Genomic DNA, 12,440 nt, shown 5'->3' with positions numbered 1-12,440 from the left:
CATCGGCGTCCTAGTCCATCAGATCCGTGTACTCACCTTTTGCATAGGGCCGGGTGCGGTTCCACGGAGCGGGTTGCGGCAAGGCAGCGGCGGTCACGCGCGTGATCTTCTTCTGCGTGCCGCTGGCATTGCGCGACTGGACCAGGCGCGGATACTGGCCGGCCACGTCCCACTGGACCGTCACCTGTTCATCGCCGCGCTTTGCGCGGTACTCCTGCACACCGCCGCGCGCAGGACCGCTCGCGCTCATGGTCTTGAGCGCTGCCGGATCCAGCAGGTGGTAGGCGGTCGCCCATGAGCCGTCGAAGCCGATGTTGCCGTATTCGGCCGGGCTGACTTCGAAGGTCTTGCGCATGGCGTCGCTGACCAGCCGCACCGACAGCTTGCCGGACGGCTGCCGCTCGATCCAGCGTGCCGCGGCCGACATGTCCATGTGCTTGTGGCCCTTGTCTGCCTTGGCGTGTTCGGCTTCGTCATGCGCCCCGTGCGGGATCTCGCGCTCGATCCAGACCGTGCCGCCCTCGCGGTAGACACGTTCGGTGAAGTAGATGTCGCGGCGCACGCCGTCGGCCCCGAGCGCCGACAACTCATGCTGCACGCGCAGCGCCAGCGGGCCGGAGGCCCTGGACGGCTCCGCCGCCACGGCGGTGAAAGCTGCCGAAACCAGCAGCAGTGCGAGGACGGGAGTGGCTTGCTTGGTTTTCATGAAATCCGTTCAGAAAGCGAAAATGCGCACGCCGGCAACCGGCGCGCGCATGGCATCAAAAGACCCTGTGCTCAGTCGTGCAGCAAGGCCGCGGCCGGCATCACAGGCCCAGCGCGGACTTCACGACGCTGAACACCTTGGTGTTGTCGATGGTGCCCTTGAGCGCGGCGTTGCCCGGCCCCGTCGAGAACAGCATCACATCGCCGCCGCCGTGGGTTTCCGAGCCCGGCGAGCCAAGGTTGACGCCAACTTCCTGCAGGTAGCCGTCGGCCGTGGTGTCCACCAGCGCGGGGTTGTCGCGCGGGGTCTTGCGCGGACCGCCGCCGTTGCCGAACACCAGCGTGGTGTAAGGCAGGCCGTCGGCCGCCGTGGCCGGCTGCCTGGTCTTGATGTCCGTTGCCGTGCCCAGGATCGGGTTGCCGCGATGCGAGTAGCCGTTGATCGTCATCGTATGGTCGTGGTCGGCAGTGACCACGATCATCGTGTTCGACAGGTCCACCATCGACAGCGCACGCTTGATGGCATCGTCAAACGCGATCGTGTCTTCCAGCGCGCGCTTGGCGTTGGTGCCATGCAGCGCATGGTCGATCCGGCCGCCCTCCACCATCAGGAAATAGCCGTTGCCGTTCTTCTGCAGGATACGGATGGCCTTCTCGGTCATGTCGGCCAGGCTGGGCTCGTCGACATTGTTCTTGACGCGGTCCAGCTCGTAGTTGAGGTGGTCCATGTTGAACAGGCCGAGCAGCTTGTTGGTCGATGCCGGGTCCACGGCCTTGAACGCGGTGCCGGTGGTCACGTAGGTGTAGCCCGGGAACTGCGTGGTCAGGTCGACGCCATCGGTGCGCTTGCCACCCGAGGCGCTGGGCAGGAACTGGCGGCGGCCGCCGCCAAGCAGCACGTCCAGGCCGTCCTTGAGCGCGGTGTTGTAGCCGGCGTTGCCGGGCGTTGCCTGCGCGGCGATATTGTTCTCGCCGTCGCGGTGGCAGACGTGCGAGAAAGTGGCCGCCGGCGTTGCGTGGGTCACGCGCGTGGTGGTCACCGCGCCGACCGACTTGCCGGCGGCCTTGGCCAGTTCCAGCACGGTCACGACCGGCGCGCCGTTGCCGCTGGGACAGGTGCTGTCACCGGCGCTGGTCACATAGGCCTTGCCGGTGCCGTCGCTGGCCTTGGTATCGGCCGACATCGAGATGACTTCGTTGTTCATCTTCACGCCGGTCATGTAGGCCGCCATCGACGGCGCGCTGTCGGTGGTCTGCGCGTCGTTCGAATACGTCTTCACGCGCGCGGTGCGCTTGAGCGACTCCATGTTGAGCTTGCCGGTCTCGCCATACTTGTAGATGCGCGAAGCGGTGACGGTGGTCGGGCCCATGCCGTCGCCCAGGAAGAAGATGACATTCTTGGCCTCGCCCGCGGCTTGCGCAGGGAAGGCAATGCAGGCGCAGGCAGCCGCGGCTGCGGACAGGCCGGTACGAATGATGAGTTTCATGGCGTTATTCCGTCAGCGATAGTGGCTTAGAGGCCGATGGCCGTCTTGATCAGGCCGAACACGTCGGTGTTGTCCATCACACCGGTGAAGGATTCGGCGCCGTTGCCCAGTGCGCCGATAAAGACATCGGTGCCGCCATGGGTCTCGCCACCCGCCGCCATCGGGATCGCCGCTTCCTGGTGATAGCTCTTGTCGTAGACCTGTGCATCGGTCAGCGCGGTGCGCGTGGCCGGGCGGTTCTCGCCGGTGCCGAAACCGATGATGGTGAAGGGATTGCCGCCGGAGTCCGTGGACAGTGCGCCGGTCACGTAGTTCTTCAGCAGGCCCAGCACGCCGGGGTTGCTGTCGCTGGTGGGGCCGGTGCGCTTGGCGTAGCCGTTCAGCACCAGCGTGTGGTCATGGTCGGCGGTGACGACGATCAGCGTGTTCTTCAGGCCCGGGTCGATCACGTTGAGCTTGTCGATCGCAGTCTTGATCGCGGTGTCGAAGGCCACGGTGTCCTGCAGCGCCTTGCGCGCGGTGGTTTCATGCAATGCGTGGTCGATGCGGCCGCCTTCCACCATCAGGAAGAAGCCCTTCTTCTTCGCGGCAAGCACGTCGATGGCCTTGCCGGTCATCTCCGCCAGGCTCGGTTCATCGCCGGGCACGCGGTCCAGGTCGTAGGCCATATGGCTGGACGTGAACAGCCCTGCCACCTTCTTCGCGCTGGCGGCGTCGATCTTGTCGAACTCGGCCTTGCTGGAAGCGTAGGTATAGCCGGCCTTGGTCAGTTCGCCAACCAGGTCGCGGCCGTCGGTGCGGGCGCCGCCCGCGGCCTTGTTCTGGAAGTGCTTGCGGCCGCCGCCGAAGATCACATCGACGCCATCGCCAAGCGCGCTGTTGTAGCCGGCGCCGTTCGGCACCAGTTGCGCGGCGATGGTGTTCTCGGCGTCGCGGTGGCACACGTGCGCGTAGGTCGTGGCGGGGGTTGCGTGCGTGATGCGGGTGGTGGTGACCACGCCGGTGCCGTAGCCTGCCGCCTTCATCTGCTCGAGCAGCGTCGGCACGCTCTGGCCGTTGCCGGAAGCCGGACAGGTGCTGTCCGCGCCGGACAGGTAGTCCTTGCCGCTGGCGTCGAAGGCATTGGTCTCCGGCGTCATCGAGATGACTTCGTTGTTCATTTTGACGCCGGTCATGTAGGCCGCCATCGACGGCGCGCTGTCGGTCACCTGCGCGTTGTTCGAATAGGTCCGGATAAACCCGCTCTCGGGGAGCGTGTCCATGGTCAGGTCCCCATCCTCGCCGACCTTGTAGATCCGCGCCGCGGTCATGGTCGTCATGCCCATGCCGTCGCCAAGGAAGAACACGACGTTCTTCGTGGGCGCGGTGCTGCCGGCAGCCGGCGGCTGCGTGACCGGCGCATTGTTGTCATCATCGCTGCCGCACGACGCCACGGCCAGCGCCAGCAGCGGGGCTGCCAGTATTGAAAGACGCCTCATATTTCCTCCCCGTTGGTTTTGGCGGGAGGATGCACGACGAATATTTCGGCACCGTGACGTGTCACAGGACGGCAACGTTGCCGCTGCAGGCAAACATGCGAAAGTGCAGCATCAGGCCGTTCGCTATGTTCGCGAACGGCCCACCTGTGCGGCAAGCTGCCGCAGTAGCGATGCTGCCTGGTGGCGCCGAACACTGATATATTGTCGCCAAAACAGGCACCGCTCTCGTGGGCAAATCGCATCGCCGGCCATGGTTCGCCGGCTTCCTCCTCGTTGTCTTCCTGGCAGCCCAGCTGGCAGTGGCGGCGTACGCCTGTACCGGCAGCCGCTACCAGGCGGAACACAGCGGCACGATGGCGGCGATGACCGAATCCTGCGCCGATATGGCCGCCAGCGACACCCAGCAGGGCATTGACCAGGGCGGGCTTTGCCTGGCGCATTGCCAGGCCGATTCCAAGAACGCCGACCATGCTTCGCCGCAGCTTCCGGCCTTCATGCCGGTGCTGATGCGCGTGCTTGAGCCAACGCGCGTGGTCCTGGCGGAGGTTCGCGTTGCGCTGCGCGCCGAAGCTGAGGCGCGCGCACCGCCTCCCCTCACCGTCCTTCACTGCAGTTTCCAGACTTAGCCTCCGGCTCGACGTCACCTGGTGCTGCCTGCTTCCATGCGGGCAGCAGTCGTCGTCCCTGGAGGTTTTATGCTTTTTTTACGTCACCTGACCGTGGCGCTGCTCAGCGCGCCCGCAATCGGCCTGGCTGCGCCGCAAGGCGCGCCCGGACCATCCGCCCCGTCCCTCTCCCTTGAGGAAGCCGTCGCGATCGCGAGCGCCCATGCCGGCGACGCCGAATCGTCGCGCGGCGCCGTGGAGGCCGCGGGGCAAATGGCGGTCGCCGCCGGCCGCCTGCCGGATCCCGTGGTCAAGCTCGGCGTCAACAACGTGCCGGTCAACGGCTCGGACGCGTTCTCGCTGAGCCGGGATTCCATGACCATGCGCTCGATCTCGGTGATGCAGGAATTCACGCGCGCGGACAAGCGCCGCGCCAGGGCCGCGCGCTTCGAAGCCGAAGCCGCCGCTGCCGACGCGCAGCGCGCGCTGGGGCTGGCAGGCGTGCAGCGCAATGCGGTCAATGCCTGGCTCGACCGGTGGTATGCGGAGCAGGCCGGCGTGCTGCTCGGCCATCACGGCGATCCGCTTGAACTGGCGCTGCAGGCCGCCACCGCGGCCTACCGCAGCGGGCGCGGCTCGCGTGCGGAGGTACTGGCGATGGAGCTGGAAATCCAGAAGCTGCACGACCGCGAGGACGAGAACCGCGCCGCGCTGGCAACGGCCACGCTGAACCTGGAGCGCTGGGTCGGCGCCGCTGCGCGGCGCCCGCTGTCGGAGCGGCCACCGCTTGAAGTGCCGCCAGGCGCCCGGCAACTCGCCCGGGGCGAGTTCGAGGCCGTGCCCGAACTGTCGGCTGCGCAGCGCGACGTGGCGCTGGCCGAATCGGAAATCCAGGTGGCAACCGAAGCCCGCAAGCCGGACGTGACGGTCGAGCTGATGTACAGCCAGCGCGGCTCGGCCTACTCGAACATGGGCTCGCTCAACGTCAGCTTCCCGCTGCCGTGGGACCGGGGCAACCGCCAGGACCGTGAAATCAGCGCGCGGCTGGCGCAGGCCAACGACGCGCGGGCCAGGCTGGAAGTGATCCGGCGCAATACCCAGGCCATGGTCGGCGCCAGGCTGGCCGAGCTGCAGCGCAACCTTGACCGGCTGCGGCGCTACGACGACAAGACCTTGCCGCTCGCGCGGGCACAGGCGGATGCGGCACTGACGGCTTACCGCGCCAGCACGGGCAGCTTGGCGGCCGTCGCCGAAGCCAACCATCGCGCCATCGACACCGCCATGGATCGCCTGCTGCTTGAGGCAAAAACCGCGAAGCTGTGGGCGGACCTGAACTACCTGGTGCCATTGCCGACCGCCCAGACCGAAGCCGCAGTGAGGGAGGCAAAATGAAGAAGCACATCATTGCAGCAGCAGCCGGGCTGGTCGTCGCCGGCATCGCCCTCTACGGCGCTTACCACTTCGGGTTCACGCGCGGCACACAGACTGCGCAACCGTCGAGCACGGCTGGCGCGCAATCCACCATGCTCAAGGCCGGCGACATCGACCCGAAGACAGGCAGGAAGATCCTGTACTGGCACGATCCCATGGTGCCGGGCCAGCGCTTCGACAAGCCGGGCAAGTCGCCCTTCATGGAGATGCAACTGGTGCCGGTCTACGCGGACGATGGCGGCGGCGGTGTCACCGTCGACAGCCATGTCGCGCAAAACCTCGGCATTCGCACCGCCGAAGCAAAGCCTGGGCGGCTGGCCGCGATGCTGCAGGTGCCCGGCAATGTCGCCATCGACGAACGCAGCGTGCAGGTCATCCAGGCGCGCACCAACGCCTTTGTGCAGCACGTCGCGGTCCGCGCGACCCTTGACCCGGTCCGGCGCGGACAGGCGCTGGTCACCCTGTACTCGCCCGACTGGATCGCGGCGCAAGAGGAATACCTGGCCGTGTCGCGCATGGCAGCAAGCGAGCATCTGGGCGACCTGCGCAGTGCTGCCAGGAATCGCATGCTGCAGGCGGGCATGACACCGGGCCAGGTCAGTGCGGTCGAAAGATCCGGCAAGCTGCAGCCCGGTGTTGCCATCGCCAGCCCGGTCGATGGCCTCGTGACCGAGGTGGCGGTGCGCGAGGGCATGACCGTGTCGCCGGGCATGACGCTGTTCCGCCTGGCTGATCTCAGCCAGGTGTGGGTGATTGCCGAGGTACCAGAGGGCCAGGCCGGCACCATCCGACCCGGCGCGGCGGCCACGGTACTGCAGGGCGGCACGGCCAGCCCCCTTGGCGGCAAGGTCGACGCCATCCTTCCCGACGTCAACCCGGCGACCCGCACCGTCAAGGCCCGCATCGTGCTGCCAAACCCAGGCAGGCGCCTGCTGCCGGGCATGTTTGTCACGGTCGGCTTCGACAGTGGCGCGCAGAAGGAAGCGTTGCTGATCCCGTCGGAGTCGGTCATCCGCACCGGTCAGCGCAGTATCGTCATGGTCGATGCCGGCCAGGCAGGGTTCGTTGCCACCGAGATCAAGACCGGCCGCGAGGCCGATGGCATGGTCGAGGTGCTGGACGGACTGGCGCCGGGACAGAAAGTGGTCACGTCCGGCCAGTTCCTGATCGACTCGGAAGCCAGCCTGCGCGGCAGCGCGCAACGCATGTCCGCCCCGCCTGCGGCCTCCGCACCTGCCGCACCATCGACCGAGCATGAAGGCACAGGCCGCATCGAAGCCGTGCACGGCAGCGAGAGCCTGACCATCTCGCACGGCCCGATCCCGTCGGCACAGTGGGGTGCGATGACCATGGATTTCGCCGCGCCGCCGACAGGCCTGCCCAAGGGACTGAAGCCTGGCGACCGCATCCGCTTCCGCTTCCGCCTGGACCGCGACGGCGCGGCCATGCTGTCGTCAGTCGAGCCCGCCGGCACCGCCCAGGGAGCCAGGCCATGATCGCGCGCCTGATCCTCGCCTCGATCCGCCACCGCATCCTGGTCCTGCTGGCCACGGTGATGCTGACCGCATGGGGCCTGTGGGCGGTGCGGAGCACGCCGCTCGACGCCCTGCCCGACCTGTCCGATGTGCAGGTGATCATCCGCACGCCCTTCCCCGGCCAGGCGCCGCAGATCGTCGAGAACCAGGTCACGTATCCGCTGACCACCACCATGCTGTCGGTGCCCGGCGCCAGGACGGTCCGGGGTTACTCTTTCTTTGGCGATTCGTTCGTCTATGTGCTGTTCGAGGATGGCACCGACCTGTACTGGGCGCGCTCGCGCGTGCTGGAATACCTGAACCAGGTGCAGTCCCGCCTGCCCGCCGCGGCCAGGCCGGCGCTGGGCCCGGATGCCACCGGCGTCGGCTGGATTTACGAGTACGCGCTGGTGGACAAGACCGGCCAGCATGACCTCGGCCAGTTGCGCGCGCTGCAGGACTGGTTCCTGCGCTTCGAACTGAAATCGCTGCCCAATGTGGCCGAGGTCGCTTCGCTGGGCGGCATGGTGAAGCAGTACCAGGTGGTGCTGCTGCCGGACCGGATGCGCGCCTACAACCTGTCGCAGGGCAAGGTGCTGGCGGCGCTCAGGGGCGCCAACCAGGAAGCCGGCGGGTCGGTGCTGGAAATGGGCGAGGCAGAGTATATGGTGCGCGCCAGCGGCTACCTGAAGACGCTCGACGATTTCCGGCAGATCCCGCTGGTGACCAGCGATGCCGGCATTCCGGTGCGGCTGGGCGATGTCGCAGTCGTGCAGCTTGGGCCGGAGATGCGGCGCGGCATCGCCGAACTTGACGGCCAGGGCGAGGTTGCCGGCGGCGTGATCGTGATGCGCTCAGGCAAGAACGCGCTGGAAACCATCGAGGCGGTCAAGGCAAAGCTAGCCACGCTGCAGAAGAGCCTGCCTGCCGGTGTGCAGATCGTCACCACCTACGACCGCTCCGCGCTGATCAAGCGCGCGGTGGAAAACCTGACGCACAAGCTGGCCGAAGAGTTCGCCGTGGTCGCGCTGGTGTGCCTGCTGTTCCTGTTCCACCTGCGTTCCGCGCTGGTGGCGATCGTGTCGCTGCCGCTGGGCGTGCTGGCCGCCTTTTTGGTGATGCGCTACCAGGGCATCAATGCCAACATCATGTCGCTGGGCGGCATTGCCATTGCCATTGGCGCCATGGTCGATGCCGCGGTCGTGATGATCGAGAACGCGCACAAGCAACTGGAACACTGGCATGCCGACAACCCCGGCCAGACGCTGGCAGGGGACGAGCGCTGGGGCGTGATCGGCCGGGCCGCCACCGAGGTCGGGCCGGCGCTGTTCTTCTCGCTGCTGATCATCACGCTGTCGTTTATCCCGGTCTTTACGCTGGAGGCGCAGGAGGGCCGGCTGTTCTCGCCGCTGGCCTTTACCAAGACCTATTCCATGGCCGCGGCGGCGGGCCTGTCGGTGACGCTGGTGCCGGTGCTGATGGGCTATCTGATCCGCGGCAGGATTCCCTCGGAGAAGTCCAACCCCCTGAACCGATGGCTGATCCGCGCCTATCGGCCGGTGCTGGCACGGGTGCTGGCCTACCCGAAGACCACCCTTGCGATCGCCGCGGTGCTGCTGGCCGCGACGGCGTGGCCGATGCTGCGTACCGGCGCCGAATTCATGCCGCCGCTCGACGAGGGCGACCTGCTCTATATGCCATCGGCATTGCCGGGCCTTTCCGCCGGCAAGGCGGCGCAGCTGCTGCAGCAGACCGACCGCCTGATCAGGACCGTGCCCGAGGTGGCGACCGTGTTCGGCAAGGCCGGCCGGGCCGATACCGCGACCGATCCGGCACCCCTCGAGATGTTCGAGACCACCATCCAGTTCAAGCCGCGCGACCAGTGGCGTGCCGGCATGACCACCGACAAGCTGGTGGAAGAGCTCGATCGCGTGGTCAAGGTGCCGGGCCTGTCCAACATCTGGGTGCCGCCGATCCGCAACCGCATCGACATGCTTGCCACCGGCATCAAGAGCCCGGTCGGCATCAAGGTGGCGGGCGCGGACCTGAAGGAAATCGACCGCCTGGCAACGCGCATCGAGGAAACCGTCAGGACAGTGCCGGGAGTGACGTCGGCGCTGGCCGAGCGGCTGAGCGGCGGGCGCTATGTCGATATCGACATCGATCGCGTGGCGGCGGGCCGCTACGGGCTGAACATCGCGGATGTGCAGAGCGTGGTGTCGTCGGCCATCGGCGGCGACAATGTGGGCGAGGTCGTCGACGGGCTGGCGCGCTTCCCGATCAACGTACGCTACCCGCGCGACTACCGCGACTCGGTGGAGCAACTGCGCAGCCTGCCCATCGTCACCGACAAGGGCCAGCAGATCGTGCTGTCCGACGTGGCGCGCATCCAGGTGGTGCAGGGAGCGCCGATGCTGCGCAGCGAAAACGCGCGCCTGTCGGGCTGGGTGTATGTCGACATCCGCGGGCGTGACCTGCGCTCGGCCGTCCGGGACATGCAGGCTGCCGTCGCGAAAGCGGTGCCGATGCCGGCCGGCTATTCGCTGAGCTGGTCCGGGCAGTTCGAATACCTGGAGCGGGCCGCCGCAAAGCTGAAGGTGGTGGTACCGTTCACGCTGCTGATCATCTTCGTGCTGCTGTACCTGGTGTTCGGCCGTCTCGATGAAGCCCTGCTCATCATGGGCACGCTGCCGCTGGCGCTGATCGGCGGCTTCTGGCTGCTCTACCTGCTGGGCTATAACCTGTCGGTTGCCGGCGTGGTCGGCTTCATCGCGCTGGCGGGCGTGGCGGCGGAATTCGGCGTGATCATGCTGCTCTACCTCAAGCAGGCATGGACCGCGCGCGCGAACCAGGGCGAAGCCAGCCTGTCCGCGCTGCTTGAAGCCATCCAGGAAGGCGCGGTGCTGCGCGTACGCCCCAAGGCAATGACCGTCGCCGTCATCCTGGCCGGCCTGGTGCCGATCATGTGGTCGCATGGCACCGGCTCCGAGGTCATGCAGCGCATTGCCGCGCCGATGGTGGGCGGCATGCTCACCGCGCCATTGCTTTCGCTCTTCGTGGTGCCGGCGGTGTATTTGCTGATGCGCCGGCGCCAGACCAGACCTCAATCTGTTTCCGTCCACCCATCACTGCAAAAGGAACCGCAATGAAATCCATCAAGACGCTCGCCCTCGTCCTTGCCTTGACCACCACGCCGGCCGCATTCGCAGCGGGCTCGATGGACGGCATGGACATGAAGCCGTCCGCACCCTCGCAGCAGGCGCCGCAACCCGTCGCAGCCGAGATCAAGAAGATCGATGCGCAGGCCGGCAAGGTCACGCTCAGGCACGGACCGATCGCCAACCTCGGCATGGGCCCGATGACCATGGCGTTCCCCGTCAAGGAACGCGCATCGCTGAAGGATTTCAAGGAGGGCGACGCAGTTTCCGTGACCTTCGACAACGTCGATGGCAAACCAACGGTCGTGGAAATGCGGCGCAAGTGAGCAATCAGCCCCGGCGGGTTGGACCGGGGCTGTCAGATTGGTTAGTGCACTTGGCGCTTCAGGTCAGAAAGTTCCGAATGCATCGAACTGACTGCATCCTTGACCTTTGCATCGAGACCGCCGGCCTGCTGGCAAGCGCGGTCTGCACGATCACCGATCCGTTCGAGATCATCGACCCACTGCCGGATCCGATCCTCATCCTTGGAAGACACGACCTTCGATGCCGCTTTGCATTCCTTGTCGAGCTCATCCACGCAGTTCATCAAATCTTGTGGAATCCCCGCATCGGCATGACAAGTGCGTGATGTCTCGCTGATGGTTTGCTGCAGATGACTAAAACGTTGCTGCATTTCACTGGCTTGCAACATGATGCCCCCTTCGTGAACATCAATTCACATGAATTCAGGTAGCCTGTGCCATTGTCATTCGCCCGCATTATCGGCTGCCAGTGAAGCTCCATTGCGCAGCCCCGAAGCGCGCGAAGGGCACTTTTTCAGTCTAGGTCAAAATCGACCGCACGCTCCGATGTGATCCCCGGGGTTCCTGTTGCCGAAATCCGCCACTGGTCACTCCCATGCCTGGGCACTGGCCGCGGCATTACTAGGCTTTCGCCGCGCCCCGCTATATCGTGAACTCAAGACAGTCCGGCGCTCGTGCTGAGCCACGGACCTGCATAAATTTTCGGAGGCTGAAATGCTGGAAAAAGAGCGGTCTTACAAGGGATTCCACGTTGCCCTGTTCGTGCCGGAGGTGATTGAGCCAGGCAAGCCATGCGGGCGAGTCCAGATCTCCACGCGCAATGAGGACATGGGCATCCGCTTTACGCCGGACTGGCCCCACCCGCCCGCATCGCTGCTGGAGGCAGAGGACTGGCTTTTTGCCTACGCCGCCGGGATCATCGATTGTGAACTGGCTGGCGGCTTCGGCATTGATCTCAGGAACGAGTAAGTCAGCTCGGCGAGGAAGGATCTCCAGCGTAGCGCGCCTGGGCAATCGCATTTGGCGCGCACAGTTTGCTGCCGGCCAAGTTCCAGCGAGACTGTACGCGGCGCTGCGCATGCAGGGAGCGATGGCGCGGCACTGGCGTCACGACTTTCGCGTCCCTCGCCTTATCCGCTCCAGATATTTTCCTGAAGCGACCTCGATTCGCACCGTGTCCCCTTCCTTGACGAACTGAGGAACGAGAACTTCCATGCCGTTCTCCAGCGTGGCAGTCTTGAAGGTAGAGGTTTCATGCTCGTGCAGTCCTGGCGGCGTGGACATGATGGTTACCTCGACCGCCGGCGGGAATGCGATGGTGACTGGCTCGCCCTCATAAAGCTGCACCGGGATTCGCATATTGGGGTGAAGAAATTTCTGGTATGCACCCATGGTTTCCGCAGGAAAACTGATCTGCTCGAAGGTGTCGGGATTCATGAAGAAAAAGGCGACACCATCGGTGTACAGATATTCCATCTCCTGGTGATCAAGCTCGACCTCTTCGAGCTTGTGGCCCGGGTGTAACCGCAACTCCTTGATGTGACCAGTCTTGAGGTTCTTGAACTTGGCGAAAACTGCGCTCCCCTGTTGGCCGCCGCCGGCGTGGTACCCGGCGCTGGTAACGCTATGAAGTTCACCCTCAAGCATGATGACCATGCCCGACTTCAGTTCGGAAGCTTCGACCATTGGTGTCTCCGCCTGGGCGGCAAGATCTCGCCTTCAGCCTAGCACCGCAGCGCGCCTTCAACAAAGGCCGG

The 12,440-nt window shown here is 65.7% G+C and carries 11 protein-coding genes; 6 read left to right on the top strand and 5 right to left on the bottom strand.

The features are described from left to right. Positions 1-10 precede the first annotated feature (10 nt). From AC3WLE_RS19925 to AC3WLE_RS19915, 3 genes are all read right to left on the bottom strand, one after another. The gene (locus tag AC3WLE_RS19925) at positions 11-706 is read right to left on the bottom strand and encodes a hypothetical protein (RefSeq protein ID WP_492352734.1); all 696 of its coding nucleotides are present in this window, start codon (positions 704-706) and stop codon (positions 11-13) included. Positions 707-806: 100 nt separating this feature from the next. Further along, a complete protein-coding gene (locus tag AC3WLE_RS19920; protein WP_492317925.1) occupies positions 807-2,192 on the bottom strand; it encodes an alkaline phosphatase in 1,386 nt (461 codons plus the stop codon). A gap of 26 nt (positions 2,193-2,218) precedes the next feature. After that, the gene (locus AC3WLE_RS19915) at positions 2,219-3,670 is read right to left on the bottom strand and encodes an alkaline phosphatase (protein WP_492317926.1); all 1,452 of its coding nucleotides are present in this window, start codon (positions 3,668-3,670) and stop codon (positions 2,219-2,221) included. A gap of 227 nt (positions 3,671-3,897) precedes the next feature. Here AC3WLE_RS19915 and AC3WLE_RS19910 point away from each other — a divergent pair, with 227 nt between their 5' ends. From AC3WLE_RS19910 to AC3WLE_RS19890, 5 genes are all read left to right on the top strand, one after another. Further along, entirely contained in the window at positions 3,898-4,296 is a 399-nt protein-coding gene (locus AC3WLE_RS19910) for a hypothetical protein (protein WP_492317927.1), read from the top strand. Between the two features lie 69 nt (positions 4,297-4,365). Beyond that, a complete protein-coding gene (locus AC3WLE_RS19905) occupies positions 4,366-5,667 on the top strand; it encodes a TolC family protein (RefSeq protein WP_492317928.1) in 1,302 nt (433 codons plus the stop codon). Continuing rightward, positions 5,664-7,202 carry an efflux RND transporter periplasmic adaptor subunit gene (locus AC3WLE_RS19900; RefSeq protein WP_492352737.1) on the top strand — a complete coding sequence of 513 codons (1,539 nt, stop codon included), beginning with the start codon at positions 5,664-5,666 and terminating at the stop codon, positions 7,200-7,202. Before AC3WLE_RS19905 ends, AC3WLE_RS19900 begins: the two co-directional genes overlap by 4 nt. Beyond that, positions 7,199-10,369 carry an efflux RND transporter permease subunit gene (locus tag AC3WLE_RS19895; RefSeq protein WP_492356468.1) on the top strand — a complete coding sequence of 1,057 codons (3,171 nt, stop codon included), beginning with the start codon at positions 7,199-7,201 and terminating at the stop codon, positions 10,367-10,369. The genes AC3WLE_RS19900 and AC3WLE_RS19895 overlap by 4 nt, the downstream gene beginning before the upstream one ends. Further along, complete coding sequence (locus AC3WLE_RS19890) at positions 10,366-10,704, top strand: copper-binding protein (protein WP_492317931.1); 339 nt, start codon at positions 10,366-10,368, stop codon at positions 10,702-10,704. Before AC3WLE_RS19895 ends, AC3WLE_RS19890 begins: the two co-directional genes overlap by 4 nt. A 41-nt stretch (positions 10,705-10,745) precedes the next feature. Here AC3WLE_RS19890 and AC3WLE_RS19885 read toward each other — a convergent pair whose 3' ends face one another. Next, complete coding sequence (locus AC3WLE_RS19885; RefSeq protein WP_492317932.1) at positions 10,746-11,072, bottom strand: hypothetical protein; 327 nt, start codon at positions 11,070-11,072, stop codon at positions 10,746-10,748. A gap of 325 nt (positions 11,073-11,397) precedes the next feature. Between AC3WLE_RS19885 and AC3WLE_RS19880 the strand changes: the two genes are divergently transcribed. Next, positions 11,398-11,652 (top strand): hypothetical protein, encoded by a 255-nt coding sequence (locus AC3WLE_RS19880; RefSeq protein WP_492356467.1) that lies wholly within the window; start codon positions 11,398-11,400, stop codon positions 11,650-11,652. Between the two features lie 138 nt (positions 11,653-11,790). On the opposite strand, the gene AC3WLE_RS19875 is transcribed toward AC3WLE_RS19880, so the two are convergent. Continuing rightward, on the bottom strand, positions 11,791-12,369 hold the full coding sequence (locus AC3WLE_RS19875) for an elongation factor P (RefSeq protein ID WP_492317934.1): 579 nt from the start codon (positions 12,367-12,369) through the stop codon (positions 11,791-11,793). Positions 12,370-12,440: the final 71 nt, after the last annotated feature.

It is taken from the genome of Cupriavidus sp. FW306-1B-F12B (genome assembly GCF_058781795.1).
The sequence above is the reverse complement of the archived record's forward strand: the minus strand, read 5'-3'. Positions and strand labels throughout refer to the sequence as shown.